General features: G+C 72.1%; 15 protein-coding genes and 2 pseudogenes. 11 read left to right on the top strand and 6 right to left on the bottom strand.

The window, feature by feature from the left end:
- The first annotated feature begins 71 nt into the window (after positions 1 to 71).
- Together ABD223_RS16855 and ABD223_RS16850 are read left to right on the top strand one after the other, a co-directional pair.
- On the top strand, positions 72 to 1043 hold the full coding sequence (locus ABD223_RS16855; protein WP_344037184.1) for an alpha/beta hydrolase: 972 nt from the start codon (positions 72 to 74) through the stop codon (positions 1041 to 1043).
- Entirely contained in the window at positions 1040 to 2383 is a 1344-nt protein-coding gene (locus ABD223_RS16850) for an MFS transporter (RefSeq protein WP_344037183.1), read from the top strand. Before ABD223_RS16855 ends, ABD223_RS16850 begins: the two co-directional genes overlap by 4 nt.
- Here the strand turns inward: ABD223_RS16850 and ABD223_RS16845 are convergent.
- On the bottom strand, positions 2370 to 3584 hold the full coding sequence (locus ABD223_RS16845; RefSeq protein ID WP_344037182.1) for a hypothetical protein: 1215 nt from the start codon (positions 3582 to 3584) through the stop codon (positions 2370 to 2372). The two genes, ABD223_RS16850 and ABD223_RS16845, sit on opposite strands and share 14 nt — an antisense overlap.
- Before the next feature lie 222 nt (positions 3585 to 3806).
- Between ABD223_RS16845 and ABD223_RS16840 the strand changes: the two genes are divergently transcribed.
- Positions 3807 to 6170, top strand: coding sequence for a PEP/pyruvate-binding domain-containing protein (locus ABD223_RS16840; RefSeq protein WP_344037181.1), 2364 nt, complete (start codon positions 3807 to 3809; stop codon positions 6168 to 6170).
- 79 nt (positions 6171 to 6249) lie between these two features.
- Here ABD223_RS16840 and ABD223_RS16835 read toward each other — a convergent pair whose 3' ends face one another.
- Positions 6250 to 6714: a hypothetical protein gene (locus ABD223_RS16835; RefSeq protein WP_344037180.1), complete on the bottom strand. Its 465-nt coding sequence runs from the start codon at positions 6712 to 6714 to the stop codon at positions 6250 to 6252.
- Positions 6715 to 6719: 5 nt separating this feature from the next.
- The gene (locus ABD223_RS16830; RefSeq protein ID WP_344037179.1) at positions 6720 to 7052 is read right to left on the bottom strand and encodes a Scr1 family TA system antitoxin-like transcriptional regulator; all 333 of its coding nucleotides are present in this window, start codon (positions 7050 to 7052) and stop codon (positions 6720 to 6722) included.
- Here ABD223_RS16830 and ABD223_RS16825 point away from each other — a divergent pair.
- The 3 genes and pseudogenes from ABD223_RS16825 to ABD223_RS16815 all read left to right on the top strand — a co-directional run.
- Positions 7004 to 7678: an Imm1 family immunity protein gene (locus ABD223_RS16825; protein WP_344037178.1), complete on the top strand. Its 675-nt coding sequence runs from the start codon at positions 7004 to 7006 to the stop codon at positions 7676 to 7678. The genes ABD223_RS16830 and ABD223_RS16825 overlap by 49 nt on opposite strands.
- Positions 7671 to 8084 carry a tetratricopeptide repeat protein gene (locus tag ABD223_RS16820; RefSeq protein WP_344037177.1) on the top strand — a complete coding sequence of 138 codons (414 nt, stop codon included), beginning with the start codon at positions 7671 to 7673 and terminating at the stop codon, positions 8082 to 8084. Before ABD223_RS16825 ends, ABD223_RS16820 begins: the two co-directional genes overlap by 8 nt.
- 197 nt (positions 8085 to 8281) lie before the next feature.
- Positions 8282 to 8491: pseudogene (locus ABD223_RS16815) on the top strand (DUF4158 domain-containing protein); the annotation flags it as partial.
- A gap of 87 nt (positions 8492 to 8578) precedes the next feature.
- On the opposite strand, the gene ABD223_RS16810 reads toward ABD223_RS16815, so the two are convergent.
- Complete coding sequence (locus tag ABD223_RS16810; protein ID WP_344037282.1) at positions 8579 to 9547, bottom strand: calcium-binding protein; 969 nt, start codon at positions 9545 to 9547, stop codon at positions 8579 to 8581.
- 503 nt (positions 9548 to 10050) lie between these two features.
- Here ABD223_RS16810 and ABD223_RS16805 point away from each other — a divergent pair.
- The 4 genes and pseudogenes from ABD223_RS16805 to ABD223_RS16790 all read left to right on the top strand — a co-directional run bounded on the left by ABD223_RS16805 (position 10051) and on the right by ABD223_RS16790 (position 12825).
- The gene (locus ABD223_RS16805) at positions 10051 to 10293 is read left to right on the top strand and encodes a hypothetical protein (protein ID WP_344037176.1); all 243 of its coding nucleotides are present in this window, start codon (positions 10051 to 10053) and stop codon (positions 10291 to 10293) included.
- Positions 10287 to 10526 (top strand): annotated as a pseudogene (locus ABD223_RS43545) (helix-turn-helix domain-containing protein); the annotation flags it as partial. The gene ABD223_RS16805 and the pseudogene ABD223_RS43545, both read left to right, overlap by 7 nt.
- A gap of 237 nt (positions 10527 to 10763) precedes the next feature.
- A complete protein-coding gene (locus ABD223_RS16795; protein ID WP_380647708.1) occupies positions 10764 to 12221 on the top strand; it encodes an MFS transporter in 1458 nt (485 codons plus the stop codon).
- Positions 12222 to 12225: 4 nt separating this feature from the next.
- Positions 12226 to 12825, top strand: a complete 600-nt coding sequence (locus ABD223_RS16790; protein ID WP_344037175.1) for a TetR/AcrR family transcriptional regulator — start codon at positions 12226 to 12228, stop codon at positions 12823 to 12825.
- A gap of 862 nt (positions 12826 to 13687) precedes the next feature.
- On the opposite strand, the gene ABD223_RS16785 is transcribed toward ABD223_RS16790, so the two are convergent.
- Both ABD223_RS16785 and ABD223_RS16780 read right to left on the bottom strand, forming a co-directional pair.
- Complete coding sequence (locus ABD223_RS16785) at positions 13688 to 14098, bottom strand: imidazolonepropionase-like domain-containing protein (protein ID WP_344037174.1); 411 nt, start codon at positions 14096 to 14098, stop codon at positions 13688 to 13690.
- Positions 14095 to 14862, bottom strand: a complete 768-nt coding sequence (locus ABD223_RS16780) for an alpha/beta hydrolase (protein ID WP_344037173.1) — start codon at positions 14860 to 14862, stop codon at positions 14095 to 14097. Before ABD223_RS16780 ends, ABD223_RS16785 begins: the two co-directional genes overlap by 4 nt.
- A 147-nt stretch (positions 14863 to 15009) precedes the next feature.
- Between ABD223_RS16780 and ABD223_RS16775 the strand changes: the two genes are divergently transcribed.
- The gene (locus ABD223_RS16775) at positions 15010 to 15375 is read left to right on the top strand and encodes a winged helix-turn-helix transcriptional regulator (RefSeq protein ID WP_344037172.1); all 366 of its coding nucleotides are present in this window, start codon (positions 15010 to 15012) and stop codon (positions 15373 to 15375) included.
- Positions 15376 to 15453: the final 78 nt, after the last annotated feature.

Below are 15453 nucleotides of genomic sequence, written 5' to 3'. Positions count from 1 at the left end.
GCAGAGGTCCCCGCCAGGGGGTCCCCTGTCGTTGATCATGCCAGCGGGGTCCGACATTTCCGGGAGAACCCATGTTCCGCGCGCTGCTGACCCTCTCCGCCGCCCTGACCACCGCCCTGACCGCCACCGCCCTGCTCACCGCACCCGCCCAAGCCGCGCCCTCCGTCCCGTCCGACGACGGCGCACGGGTCGTCGCGGAGAGGTGGCTCGACACCCGCACCGCCGACCTCACCATCTCCTCGCCCGCCATCGGCAAGGACGTGCCCGTGCGGGTCCTCACCCCGCCGGGCTGGTCACCGACCGCCAACCGCACCTGGCCGGTCCTCTACCTGCTCCACGGCGTCGGCGACGACTACACGTCCTGGACCCGCGAAACCGACGTCGAGGAGCTGAGCGCCGCCACCGACGTCCTCGTCGTGATGCCCGACGCCGGTCGCGCCGGTTGGTACACCGACTGGTACAACAACGGTCGGGGCGGCACACCCCGGTGGGAGACCTTCCACACCGAGGAGCTGATCCAGCTCGTCGAGCGCAACTACCGGGGCGGCACGGCCAGGTCCGTGGCCGGGCTGTCGGCGGGCGGCACGGGCGCGTTCACCTACTCGGCCAAGCACCCCGGCCTGTTCCGCGCCGCCGCCTCCTACAGCGGGCTGCTGTCGACGCAGTTCATCGGCGTGCCGCAGTTCATCTACACCACCGTCCTGCGCGAAGGCCTCGACCCGTACGGCCCGTGGGGCCGCGAGGCCGTCGTCCCCCTCGTGTGGGCCGCCAACAACCCCCGCAGCCTGGCCCGCGACCTGCGCGGCACCCGGCTCTACGTCTCCTTCGGCAACGGCTTCAAGGGCCCCCTGGACGACAGCTGGCTCACCCTGGACCCGTTCGAGACCATCGTCGGCACGACCTCGCCCGACTTCGTCCTCCACGCCCGCTCGCTCGGCCTGACCGTCACGGTCAACGCCTACGGCGGCGGCACCCACACCTGGAAGTACTGGCAGCGCGAGCTGCACGCGTCCTGGTCGTTGCTGACCTCCGCGCTGCGGTGAACGCCGTCGTCCTCGTCGCCTGCGTCGCGGGCTTCGTCACCGCCCTGGACAACAACGTCCTGGTGGTGGCGCTGCCCGTGATCGGCGCGGACCTCGGCCTGTCCACCGGCGACCTCCAGTGGGCCGTGGTCAGCTACATGCTCGTGTTCGCGAGCCTGATGCCGGCCGCGGGCGCGGCGGGCGACCGGTTCGGCCCGCGCCGGGTGCTGATCACCGGCCTGGTCGGGTTCGCCGCGGCCTCCCTGGGCTGCGGCACGGCCGACGACGCGTGGGCGCTGTCGCTGTGGCGGGCGGCCCAGGGCGCGGCCGCGGCGGCGGTCGTGCCGACCGGCCTGGCGGTGCTGCGCACCGAACTGGACGCCGACCGCAGGCGGCTGGGCATCGCGGCGTGGACGGGCGCGCTGGCGGTGGCCCTGGCGGTCGGGCCCGCGCTGGGCGGCCTGCTCGCCGAGGCGGCGCACTGGCGGTGGATCTTCCTGGGCAACGTCCCGGTGTGCGCGGCGGCGGCCCTGCTCGCGCACCGGGCGCTGCCGTCCCGGCCCACCGCGCCGACGCCCCTGCCGGTCCGCTCCACGGTCGCGTTGACGGTGGCGGTGTTCGCCGTGACGGCCGCGGTGCTCGGCGCGGGACCCGTCACAGCGGCGTCGGCCGTGGTGGCGTGCCTGGTGTTCCGGTCGGTCGAGCGGTCGGCGGCGCACCCGCTGCTCCCGCGGTCCGCGATCGGGCTCAGGGCGTTCGCCACCGGCACGGTCGCGCAGGCGCTGTGGGGCCTCGCGATCAGCGGCGTGCTGTTCGTGCTGCCGCTGCACCTGCACCGCGCCGAGGGCTTCACCCCGCTCGAAACCGGCCTGTTCCTCGTGCCCGCCGCGGTGGCGGTGATCGCGGGCGCGCCCGCCGTGCCGTTCCTGGTCACCCGGTTCGGCGCGACCCGCACGGCCGGTTCGGGGCTGGTCGCGGTGACCGCCGGGCTGCTGGTGGCGCCGGTCGTGCCCGTGGCGGGCGTGCTGGTCTGCCTGGTGGTGGTCGGTTTCGGCTCGGCGCTGACCACCCCGCTGACCACGACCGTGCTGGACGCCGCCGACGAGCGGTTCGCCGGCGTCGCCTCGGCGGCCGTCACCGCGAGCCGCGAGCTGGCGGGCGCGCTCGGCGTCGCCGCGGTGGGCCTGGCGTTCACCTCGTCCGGGTTCGCCGCGGCGGCCTGGTCGGCTGCCGCGGCGACGGTCCTGGCGCTGGCGGTCAGCCGTTCGGGCGGGCGCGGCGGCGGCCGGGACCACCGTCGCGCCCGGCGGCGCCCGCGGCTCACCGGGGGAGCTCCACCCCGTCGGGTCACGGGGAGCTGAACTCGACGCCCTCCAGCTCGTCGCCCCCCACGGCCACCACCCGCACCCACGTCCGGAGGAACGACCGGGGCTCGCCGGCGTTGGCCTCCCGCACCTCCAGCAGGGCCTCGCGGTTCTCCGCCGAGCTGTTGGCCCGTTCGCGGTTCGACAGCCCGACGGGCGTCTCGACGATCTCGGAGCTGTCGGGCAGGTGCGGGTGCGGCGAGTTCGCGACGGCCTGCCGCCCGGTGATCCGCCAGGTCGACCCGCCCCGCTCGCGGACGTCCTCCTCGAACCGGACCGCGCCGTCGCCACCGCGGTACAGCTCCCGCCACGCCGTCCTGGCCACGTCGGGGGTGACGTCCTGGACTCCCAGGTCCCTCGCCGCCAACCACCCCTCCAGGTGGGTGCCCGAGCAGTCACCGATGGTGGCGACGACCTCGGCGCCGGCGATCGCCGCCCGGTGCTCCTGGTCGACGTGCAGGAACGCGCCCTCCGACGTGGAGTCCAACTCCTCGTACGCGGCGAGCGCGGCCTCGGCGGAGTAGTGGATCCGCCGGGTCGGGGTCGGCGTCGCGTGCCAGACGAACTCGTCCACCCACGACAGGTAGGTGTGCCGGTGCGGGCTCACCCCGCCGCGCACCTCCCGGGTCGCCTCGCCGCGAGCCCGGAGGACCTCGCGCGCGTGCGCCAGCTCCTCCAGGTGGGACTGGGGCAGCAGGAGCCGCCGTTGCCGCTCCGCCCGTTCCTCCCCGGGTTCCGCGAGGTCCGCGAACCACTCCGTCGCCTCGGTCGGCTTGTCGTTGTCGAACACCAGGTTGACGAAGACGTTGTCGCCGGCGGTGTCCTTGTGGAACCCCGGGAACAGGCTGAAACCCCGCCGGTTCGGGTAGTAGTTCACGTCGACGGCGACGACGTGCTCACCCTCCTCGAACCATTCCTGTCCCCTGAGGTAGCTCCACTGCCCGTTGCCCTCCATGAGCCGTTCGACGATGTCGACGACGTCGGACAGGTAGTCGATGCGCAGTCCGCCGATGTGCTCCTCGACCGCTCTCGGCTTCCCGTGCGCGTAGTAGACCGTGCAGAGCTTGACGAGGTCGTACTTCTCCTCGGCCCCGAGGTCGTCGTCCGCCAAGAAGTCGTTCCGCAGTTCGGTGGCGACCCTGGTCCACTCCTCCACCCGCTCCTCGCCGAGGACTTCGGCCAGCGGACCCGTTCTCATGAAGAGCGAGGCCAAGGCCTCGCCGGGGCGGGGAAAAGCGGCGTCGGTGGACAAGTGGAGCGCCTCCTGGATCATTCGTGACCGATGTTCCCGGCTATCGCCCGCATTCGAGGGCGAATACGGGCGCGGCGGTGGCGGCAGAGCCTAGTCGATCACCGAACTCCTCGTCGATCTTGACGGAAAACGCGCACCGGAAATGGCCGCGTGTGCCACGATCGGCCCATGGGAACCGCCCCGCTGGTGCTGCCGCTGGCCGACCCGGCCGCGGACCTGGACACCGTCGGCGGCAAGGGCGCCTCGCTGGCGCGGCTCGCCGCCGCGGGGCTGCCGGTGCCCGACGGCTTCCACCTGACCACCCACGCCTACCGCCGGTTCACCGCCGACCTGGACCTCCCCGGCCTGCTGCGGCGCGAGGACCCGGCCGGCGCGATCGCCGCCGCCTTCGCCGCGCACGAGGTGCCTGAGGACGTGGCCGCCGCCGTCCGCGCCGCCCTGCCGCCCGGACCGGTGGCCGTGCGCTCCTCCGCGACGGCCGAGGACCTGCCCGACCTGTCGTTCGCCGGGCAGCACGACACGTTCCTCGACGTGGCGGGGGAGGACGTGCTGGACGCGGTCAGGCGGTGCTGGGCGTCGCTGTGGACCGCGCGGGCCATCGAGTACCGCGCCCGCAACGGCGTCACCGACGCGGCCCTGGCCGTCGTGGTGCAGCGGATGGTGCCCGCCGAGGTCTCCGGCGTGCTGTTCACCGCCAACCCGGTGACCGGCTCGCGCGCCGAGACGGTCCTCAACGCCGCGCCCGGCCTGGGCGAGGCGCTGGTCGGCGGCTCCGTCACGCCCGAGCAGCACGTCGTGGTGGACGGCGAGGTGCGGCTCGGCGGCGGCCTGCTGCCCGAGGCGCGGGTGCGCGAACTGGCCGCGCTGGGCGCGCGGGTCCAGGCCCTGCACGGCGCCCCGGTCGACGTGGAGTGGGCTCTGTGCGACGGCCGGGTCGCGGTGCTCCAGGCCCGCCCGATCACCGCCCTGCCGGAGGTGTGGAACGACAGCCTCCGCGGCGACCACCTGTGGACGTGCGCGAACCTGCGCGAGGCCGTGCCCAGCGTGATGACGCCCGCCACCTGGTCGTTCGCCCAGGCGCTCGCCCAACCGCCGATCGGCGGGCACCCCACCTCGGGCAACATCGGCGGCCGGTTCTACCTCAACCTCAGCGCCGCCCTGGGCGTCGCCTCGGCCCTGGGCCTGGGCCGGGTGGCGCGCCGCGCGTCCGAGCAGGTCTTCGGCCGCATCCCGCCGGAGGTGGAGGTCCCGCCACTGCCCCTGTCCCGCCCGGCGGTGCTGCTGGCCGCGTTCCGCGCCGGACTGGTCTTCGCCGGGCAGAGCCGCCAGTACCGGGCCCGCATCGCCGAACTGCTCGCCACCGCGCCGGCCACCGCCGACCGCCTGACCACCGCCTTCCGCACCGCCCGCACCCCCGCCGAACTGCGCGCCCTGTGGGACTCCGACGTGGACGAACTGCTGCACGTCCACGCGAGGGTCTACGACACGGGAGCCCGCAACGGCCCCAGGTCCGGCACGAAGGTCCGCCGGAAGCTGGTCGCGCTGGTGGGGGAGGACGACGCCACGACGCTGCTGACCGGCGCGCACGGCGCCGGGGGCGAACTGGCCAGCCTGGGCCCGGTCCTGGGCCTGGCGAGGCTGCGGCGCGGCGAGATCACCCGCGAGGACTACGCGCGGGCGCACGGCCACCGGTTCGCCGACGAGTTCGAGGTGTCCGCACCGCGCCCGGCCGAGGACCCGACCTGGCTGGACCGGCAACTGGCGGGCCCGGACATCGACCCGGAAGAGCTGCTGGCCAGGCAGGCGCGAGCGCGCGACGCCGCGTGGACCGGGCTGCGCGCGGCCAACCCGCGCAAGGCGGCCCGGCTGCGCCAACAGGTCGACCGGCTGGCCGAACTGGCCCGCGAACGGGAACGGGCCCGGTCGGAGTTCGCGCGCGCGTTCGCCGTGCTGCGGGCGTTCCTGGTGAGGGCGGGCGAGGTCACCGGCCACGGCGACGACGTGTTCTTCCTGCCCATCGAGGAGACCCTGCGCGTGCTGGACGGCGACACCGCGCCGCTGACCAGGGTGCCCGCCCGCCGCGCCACCTACCAGCGCTACCGAGCGCTACCGCCCTACCCGACCCTGATCCGGGGCCCGTTCGACCCTGAGGCGTGGGCAGCCGACCCGAACCGCCGCCTCGACGTGCACGCACCGGTCGTCGCCGCCCCGACCGGCGGGATCACGGGCTTCCCCGGCGCGGCCGGCGTGGTCGAGGGCATGGCACGGGTGATCCTCGACGTGGCCGACGGTGACGAGTTGGAGCCGGGGGAGATCCTGGTGACCACGGTGACCAACATCGGCTGGACCCCGCTGTTCCCGCGCGCCGCGGCCGTGGTGACGGACGTGGGCGCACCCCTGTCGCACGCGGCCATCGTCGCCCGGGAACTGGGCATCCCGGCCGTGGTGGGGTGCGGCGACGCCACGGCGCGGATCAGGACGGGCGACCGCGTCCGCGTGGACGGGGGCCGCGGCGCGGTGGCGGTGCTCTGACCTCGACGCCTCCTCGTCCTCCACCGGCAGGCGCCAGGTCCCGGACACCGTGACGCGGCATGAGCCCCGGGGACCGTGGTCAGCTGTTGTCAGGCAATTCGGAGATGAAGTTCGCGTCCTCGAAGTCGCGGACGAGGAACGCCCCGTCGTCCGGGTCGACCAGGACCGTGAGCCTGCCGCCCGGCTTGGTGTTCGGACCGGGCTCGGTGGTGAGGGTCGCCCTGAACGAGGGAACGTCCGGCCCGCTGATCCGCACGGTGAGGATCACCTTCGTCACCTCGCCGCCGTCGTTCCTGGCCGTGAGGACCTCGCCGATCGCGGGCAGCCCCACGGCGTCGAGCCGCAGCAGCCGCTTCCGCGCCCGGGTGACGGCGCGCCAAGCGCCGATCCCCACCGGCATCAGCAGCAACGACAAAACGATGCCCACGTAGAACTGCACCGACTCGTCGCCGGCCTCGCGGTAGCCGAACGCCGCGATCACCGGACCGGTGAGCATGAAGGCCGCGCTGAGCAACCGCCAGAACAGGTTCGAACCGCGTCCCACCGGGGTCACGTCAGGCGGTCTTGGGCGCGGTAGGTGCGGGAGAGGTCGAGCAGTGCCGAGGCGATGGCGTCGGGGTCGTCGTGGAACGCGGTGGCGACGTCGGTCTCGGTGTGGGCCAAGGGCTTGGTCGGCGCTTCGAAGGTCAGCAGCGTGCAGGGGTGCCGCAGGTGCGCGTGGAATCCGACGGCCAGGGGGACGACGCGCACGGTGGTAAGGGGCCATTCGCACATCAGCAGCAGGTGCAGCAGCTGATCACGCATGAGCGGAGCTCTACCCGAACTACCGCGCGATGGCCATCGCCAACGGTCTCGACACGGACGACCCCGTCCTGGCGCCATGCTGCGGGGACCGACCGCTCATCGGGCCCGACCACGAGCAGGACGACGACACCACCGCAGACCTCGACGCGCTGGTGAAGCGCATGGCGTCCGAGTTCGCCGCACAGGACGGACCGGTGCCGCCCGTGGCCGAGCTGTTCCGACCCGATCCCTGGGCCGAAGGCGGGGTGGTCATCCGTCTGGGCATCGGCGCGGACCGCGGCTTCATCGCCCACGCCGACGCCGACGGCTCGTGCACCACCACCAACGGCCGCGAGCCGGACGGCAAGCCGGTGATCTACGACTACCAGGGCCACGTGCGGGAGTTCCCGACCGACGCCGAGATCCCGCTGGACCAGGTCGTCAACGCCGTCCACGACCTCGTCGCCGCCGACGGCAAGCGGCCGTCGACGCTCATCTCCAGCTGCCAGCCGAAACCGGCCAGGACATGGCTGCCTGGAGCGCGCATCTCCGGCGGATACAACCAAGCGGTCAGTTCAGCCAGTCATGCTGTAACAGGCGGCTGCGCAAGGCCCTCGAGGACGCCAAGGGCGAACCTGCACCGCCGACCTCTGCCTCGGCGAGATACAAGCACGCCGCCGCAATACCCGGAAGACCGCATAACGGCTGATCCTGACCGTGTATAAGGCGCTGTCCGCCTACGGGCTGCGCGCTGGTCGGGCGCTAGGCTGGCTGCTCGGCCTGGTCGTGATGCTCACCGTGCCGCTCATGGGCTTCGGGCTGCCCGACACCACCGGCCCCACCCAACGGATGACCTGCACCCTGCAACCCACACGGGCCGCCAGCGCTTCCCGCGCCGCCGACCAGTTGGCGCGGGAGGCCGTCGCGCTCAGTCAGGGGGCCTGGTGCGTCGCCCGCCTGGGCGACCGCGACACCGCCCGCGGCCACTGCGAGACGGCCCTCGCCCTGCACCGACGCCACCACAACCGCGAGTGCGAGGCGAGCACCCTGGCCGGCCTCTGCCACATCGACCACAGCACCGGTCACCACCACGAGGCCATCCACCGCTACCACCAAGTCCTCGCGCTGTAGCGGTCTCTCGGCAACACCGTCGCCGTCGTCCTGCACGGCCTTCCGGTAGCGGGCGTGCAGAAACAACGTCTAGCCGTATTGATGCTGGTCAAGGGCTTGTTAGGTCGGTGTTCCGAAGCCTGATCCGTGTGTGGTCCCGCTGCGGGGTGCGGGTTTGTCGGTGGTGAGGATGTGCCCGTCGTTGATCATGTGGATGGGTGGGGTCGAGGGTGTCGGCGAGGTTGTTCACCGATGAGGAGATCGGGCGGCTGCGGTCGTGGCCGGGTGAGTTGGGTCGTGACGAGTTGATCCGGTTCTTCACGTTGGGGTCGGACGATGTGGCGTGGGTCGACGCGATGACGTGGGGTGCGGGGAACCGGTTGGGGTTGGCGGTGCAGTTGTGCGCGTTGCCGTGGTCGGGGTTCGTGCCCGACGACACCGAGTGCCGGTGGTGGTGTACCGAGGGCGGTGGCCCCGCAGGCAGGGGCACCGCCCTCGGGGCCACCGGCACGGGGTCAGGATTCGCAGTTCTGTCGTGTGCCGTTGTCCAGTCCCACCACGAGGCAGGTGTCGGTGGCCGGACCACCGTCGATGAGGGCCTCGTCGCCGTTGCCGACGACGCCGGTGGCGTTGATGATGTCGTCGCCTCCCTGCCCGAGCAGTCGTCCCAGGTTGCCGAACATGGGAGCGTCGGCGGTGATGGTGTCGTTGCCGTCCCCGCCCCGGACCACTGCGATGAAATCGTTGCCCGCGCCGCCGAAAACGTTGACGGCCGTCGCGAGCAGGATGTCGTCACCGGCGCCGAGGTCAACAGTGTTGCTGTTGCCGGCGAAGCCGCCGTCGAGGGTCACGAGGTCGTCGCCCGCGCCGACGTCGATGGTCCCGAAGTTGCCCTCGCTGCTTGCCCCCAGGTTCAGGGCGATGGCGAGGACGGTGTCGTTCTCGGTGCCGCCGAGAACGGTGCCGATGTTGCCGTAGTTGAAGCCGGTGGTGGAGAAGGCGTCGTCGCCCGGCCCGCCGTCCATGGTGCCCTGGTTGCCGGTGTACCCGACGGCGGCCGTGGCGGTGAGGACGTCGTCGCCGTCGCCGCCCAGCATGATGCCGAGATTGCCGCGGGCGGAGTTGCTGATCCGGGTTTCGGTGGAGGTGATGACGTCGTTGCCGGGGCCGCCGTCGAGGGTGCCGAGGTTGGGACTGAGCATGTTGACGCTGGAGCTGGGGTTGGAAGTGACGGTGATGTCGTCCTCGCCCTCGCCTCCGCTGACGGTGGTGCCCTCGTTGACGCCGAAGGCGCAGACGATCAGGTCGGGGCCGAGGGTGCCGGTGATGGTGGTGGAGGTGACGGTGGTGGTGTCGGTCGGGTCGGTGACCGGGGCGATGGTGCAGGTGCTGGCCGTGGCCGCCGACGCGGGCGGGACGGCGACCAGGGCCAGCAAGACCGTGGTGACGCCGCAGATCGCGAGGGCCGGACGGGGTGTTCTCATGACACGCTCCGATTCCTTCGGTGGCCCGGGCGCCGGATGTGACCCGGCGCCCGGGTGTGGCCGCGCGGGTCGGGATCCGTCCCAGTCGGCCCTTGGGGATGCGAGGGTCGACCGGGGGCGTCCGTGCCGCGGTGGGATGGCGGACCGGAATCCACCAGAGAGTGATGCGCATCACTTGAACGAAGGATGCGCCGCTGCACAGCGCAACGTTGCGTCGCGTTCGGGTGAACGCTGCTACATCCGAAAGATTCACACGAAAGTGCAGAACTTCTAGGCTGAACGGCCTACCACAAGGGTTGTGGACCCTGCACGCCCAAGACCCGCGTCCGTGCCGCGACCCATGATCTGGCTCGACCCCGACGAACGTCCCTCCTCCCGCCGACATCCCCACCACTGACCCATGACCGGCACGGGCTCAGCCGACGGCGCCGCAAGCGCCCATCACCTCAGGTCAGGCAAATCCCCCCGGAATTTCCTGGCTACTACGGGGATCCCACCAAGGTGTGCTCGACCCCGCCGTCGAGCACCTGGCCGAGGAGATCGCCACCCACGAGGCCGGCCACCTCCGGGAGCCGTTCGACACCGCGGTGGAGACCGTCGTACGGCGGCACGGCGTCGACCCCGACGGCTGGGACGTCGAAGACCTGACCGCGGGGGCAAGTGGCGGTCCCGTTTCGCCGCCCGTCGACTGGAGGGCCTGGGCGATCGGCCGCGTCCGGGCCGTCCCACACCGGATCTGGTGTTGAGCCAGGCCGAGCATGCGCAGTTGACCCGGTGGGCGAGGCGGGCGAGGCGGGCGAGGCGGGCGAGGCGGGCGAAGACCGCGCAGTTCCTGGCGTCGCGGGCGAGGATTGTGCTCGCCTGTGCGCAGGGCGGGACGAACAAGCAGGTGGCTGCCGCGTTGAGGGGGTCCCCGTCGACGGTCAACCGGTGGCGTTCCCGATTCGTCGCGCACCGCCTGGATGGGCTGGTCGACGAGCCCCGGTCCGGACTTCAGGCGCAGGACACTGGTTGGCGGAATTGGTGCCGGGCGCGTGGCGCAGACGAGGTTGCCCATGTGACCGACCTCGCCGGTATCGAGCTGGAGGCACCACAAGTAACTAGACCGGCTGGACGGTACAATAAACAGGTGATTGATGATGACGCCCGCGGGGCGCAGAAGGTGGCGACCCCGTATTCACGCAGGTGGGCGGCGTTGTCGGTGCTGGTCGGCTCGATGCTGCTGCTGGCCATCGACGGCACGGTGTTGTACCTGGCGGTGCCGTCGTTGACCGCGGACCTGGCCCCGAGTTCGACGCAGATCCTGTGGATCGGGGACATCTACGCGTTGGCGTTGGCGGGGCTGTTGGTCACCACGGGGACGTTGGCCGACCGGTTCGGGCGCAAGCGGGTGCTGTTGGCGGGTACGGCCGCGTTCGGCGTGGCGTCGGCGTTGGCGGCGTTCGCGCCGAGTGCGGAGATGTTGATCCTGGCGCGGTTGCTGTTGGGTGTGGCGGGGGCGACGATCATGCCTTCCACGCTGTCGATCATCCGCAACATGTTCCCCGACCAGGCGGAGCGAACTCGGGCGATCGCGATCTGGTCGGCGGCGTCGGCGGGCGGGATGGCATTGGGACCGCTGGTCGGCGGGGTGTTGCTGGAGAACTTCTGGTGGGGTTCGGTGTTCCTGATCAACGTGCCTGTGGTGCTGGTGTTCCTGGTGACGGGCGCGTTCCTGCTGCCGGAGTCGCGCAATCCGCGGCCGGGCCGGTTCGATCTGCTGTCTGCGGCGTTGTCGCTGGCCGCGATCGTCCCACTGGTCTACACCGTCAAACACGCCATCGGGTCGGGCATCGATTTCCAGACGGTGCCGGCCGCCCTGGTCGGCGTGGTCGCGGGTGTGCTGTTCGTCCGCCGTCAGCGCCGCTTGGAGACGCCGTTGATCGATGTGGGGCTGTTCGCCAACAAGGCGTTCAGCGGCGCGGTGCTGGCCAATGTCGTCGCGATCTTCGCCCTGATGGGCCTGCTGTTCTTCTTCTCCCAGTACCTGCAACTCGTGCGCGGCCTGGGTCCACTGGCTGCGGGACTGGTGGAACTGCCCACCACGATCGCGGCCATCCTGGCCGTCGCAGTGGTCGGGGTGCTCGTCGCGCGCCTGGGCACCGGGCGCGCCGTGGCCGCAGGATTGCTGGTTGGCGCACTGGGCCTGGGGCTCATCGCCGTCGCCGAAGGGGCCGATCACCACCTCTGGCTGGCCTTGGCGCTGCTCCCTCTCGGCCTGGGTGTCGGGGTGGCGATGACCTTGACCACCGACGCGGTGGTTTCCGCGGTGCCGTCCCAGCGCGCCGGCGCCGCTTCCGCCATCGCCGAGACCGCCTACGAACTCGGCGGGGCCCTCGGCATCGCCCTGCTCGGCTCCGGTGTCACCCTCGTCTATCGGGCGTCGCTGGACCTCCCCGTCGACGTGCCCGGCCCCGCCCGCGCCGCTGTCGAGGACTCCCTGGCCTCCGCCGTGAACAGCGTCGGCCCCGACTCCGGTCTGGCCGAGGCGGCCCGTGAGGCGTTCACCACCGCCATGCAGGTCACCTCCGTGGTCGCTGCCGGCATCACCGTGGTCGCCGCCCTCATCGCCTGGCGCACCATCCCGTCCGGTAGGAAGACCGGGACCGCTGTGACCGCCGGGACCGAGGAGTGACTCCATGCCGCGTGTAGCCGGGCGCACCCGCGAGGACACCCGTCGAGCACTGCTGGACGCTGCGGGCGTGTGCATCCGCGCCCGCGGCACCTCCGCCACCCTCGACCACATCGCCAAACAGGCAGGAGTGTCCAAAGGCGGTCTGCTGCACCACTTCGCCACCAAGGACGACCTGGTCCGGGCGCTCGCCCAGGACCTGTTCGACCGCTTCCGCGCCGACGTCGCCGCCGCCGTGGACCCCGACGACACCGCACCCGGCCGTCTCACCCGCGCCTACATCCGCGTCAGCGCCGCCTTCTCCCACGACCCTGACACCTTCCACGACCTGGTCCCGCTGGTCGCCCACCTCGCCGCCATCCCCGATATCACCGATCTCGCCCACGCCGACACCCGCCGCTGGCACGACGACCTCGCCGGCGACGGCCTCCCACCCCACATCACCGACCTCGTCATCGCCGCCGCCGACGGCATCAGCGCCACCTCCTTCTGGAACCACCACTCCGACCCCGCGGCCCTGCGCAACCTCGAAACCCTCCTGCTCACCCTCACGACCAACACCACCGCGTGGGACCAGCTCGCCCTACCGTCGGGCGAACAGCCTTGAACATTGGCAAGACGGCGATGCCCGCCAACTCTGCCGGACCGCGGTTGCCCGAACGGGACTGGTTCCATGGCCGAATCGCGCTCGTGCCCTGATCCGGCCCCCGCGGCGGCCGAGCGCCCGGCCGGGCGCGGCAGTGGATCAGAGCGTCGTTCCGCCGCAAGGGGTTCGACGCTAGAGGCGTCCCGCCCATGGGTCGAGTGCGCCTGCCGGGAGCGTTCGAGCGTCGTTCCCCTACGCCTTGGGCAGGGGTCTCCCGGCGGGGATGGTCAGCGCCTCGACAAGATCGCGGTAGAGCGGGTCGGTGGCGAGCAGCTCGTCCGGCAGGAGCAGCTCGGGCCGGCGCACCACGGCGCGGGCCAGGGCGATCCGCCGATCGCGGTGTGACCGCGTCCGGGTAGCCCAGGAGGTAGGTGTGCGAGACGGCGCGGTCGTCGCCCAGGGTGGCCAGGTAGAACGACCGCAGCGCCGTCAGGGTCATGCGCCGGTCGTCGGGGATGCGCTCCGGGTAGGCGTTGCCGAGCGCGACCACCTTGTACGCCTCGTTCAAGGTGGTCAGCAGCGAGTAGCTCGTGCCGCCGCCGACGTCGGTGCCCAGGCCGGTCCGCACACCCGCCCGGCTGCACTGGCTCAGGGGGAACAGGCCGCTGCCGAGGAACAGGTTCGAGGTCGGGCAGAACGCCACCGCCGCGTCGACCTCGTCGCGGCTCTCGGCGATGTGGCTCCGCACCCACAGCGGGCGCTCCGAATCGGAGTGCTCCCGGTATGAGGTCACCCGCCAGCCCGAGGGCTTTCGCGGTGGACGTCAGCGCGAAGCGAGGGCTCACGCCGAAGCGCGGCCGGTCGTGGCAGTGCCACCGCTCGATCAGCTCGCGGCACTCGTCCATCGCCCTGTCCGGGCACTTGTCGAGGTACTCGGGCGGGACCGAACCCCGGTGGTCGTGCCCACCGACAGCAGCGTGTCGCAGAAGAACCAGCCGGCGCGGCGCGCGTAGTCCAGGTCGGCGAACCTCATCTCCGCCGGGTACATCGAGTGCTCGAGCCACGGCAGCAACTGGTGCCCGGGACTGGCGATGGCGTCGACCTGGGCCAGGTGGACGTGGGTGTCCACGAACCCCGGCGTGATCAGGCTGTCGCCGTGGTCCACCCGGTCGGCGCCGGCGTACCGCGCGGGCAGGTCGCGCCTCGGCCCGACCCACTCCACGCGGCCGTCGGCCACGACCAGCGCCCCGGGGGTGCAGCGCGTGTCCGGGACAACCCGGTGGTGACCGGTCAAGACACCGGAACCGCCGACTGCGCCGGGCTCGTCCGACCCCGTTCGGTGGCGAGCAGCAACCCGCTCAGCTCGACGGGCGTGGTGATCATGCAGTCGTGGCCGGTCGGGAGTTCCCACACCTGCGCCGGGGAACCGTTGGGCTGCACGGCGGGCACGGGCCGCCGGGTGATGCCCTCCGGCGTCGCTCCGACGCAGTGGATGTGCGTCCGGGGGATCGCGTTCACGGCCGGGTCGTCCAGCCGCACGGGTTGCCGGAGGCAGCGCACCGGCTGGTCCGACAGCATCTCGCGCAGCCAGGCGACGTCCGCCGGGTCGGTGACGCCGAACAGGCCGTGCGGCGGCGGCAACTCGGGCAGCGGCGGGATCCGCCAGCTCTCGCCGGACCGCGCGGCGAGGTCGATCAGGCCCTGCGTCGCGGGCATGACGTCGATCGCGGTCTCGCCGTCCTCCGGGACCATCGCGTCGAGGTAGACCAGGTGCGCGATCCGGTCCGGGACCTGGTTGGCCGCCGAGGAGATGACCAGCCCCGCGTAGCTGTGCCCCACGAGGACGACGTCGGTGAGGTCTTCGTCGACGATCAGCGAGACGACGTCGGAGACGTGCGTGTCGAGCCCCACCTCGGGGCCGAGCAGGTGCGCCTTGTCGCCGTAGCCGGTCAGCGACGGCGCGAGCACCCGGTGGCCGGCCGACTCCAGCAGCGGTGCCACCCGCTCCCAGCACCGTCCACTGTGCCAGGCGCCGTGCACCAGCAGGAAGGTTGACATGGTCGTGCGATCCTCCGGTTCGGGACGGGACGGGGAACAGTGGTGGTCACCATTGGTAACCCGGTACCGTTCGAGAACCATCGTGATCGTTCGACGCACCCCGGGCAACAAGGCACTTCCCGGTGCCCGGGTTCCCCGGAGGTAACCATGACGCGGCAGCAGGACGACGCGTGCCGGACCCGCGTGGTGCTCGACATCGTGGGGGACAAGTGGTCGCTCCTGGTCGTGCGCCACCTGAGGCACGGGCCGCGCCGCTTCACCGAGCTCAACCGGGACATCGACGGGATCAGCCGGCGCATGCTCACCGTCACGCTGCGCGGCCTGGAGCGCGACGGCATCCTGACGCGGACCGTCCACAACGTCATGCCGCCCCACGTCAGCTACGAACTCACCCGCATGGGCAAGACCCTCCGCGAGGCCACCGCGCCCCTCCTGGAGTGGAGCGTCGCGCACCTGGCCGACATCGACGCCGCCCGCGCCGACTACGACTCCCGCGCCAACCACGACTCCTGAACCGACGCGCAACCCGCCCGGTCGGACTGGAGAACACCCGACGCCGAGTGCGGTGCGCCCCTCGGTCCCGGCACCCGC

Origin of the sequence: Saccharothrix xinjiangensis, assembly GCF_039527585.1 — a bacterium.
Taxonomy (GTDB): Bacteria; Actinomycetota; Actinomycetes; order Mycobacteriales; family Pseudonocardiaceae; genus Actinosynnema; species Actinosynnema xinjiangensis.
Note: the sequence above shows the minus strand (reverse complement) of the source record. Positions and strands in the feature narration are given on the sequence as shown.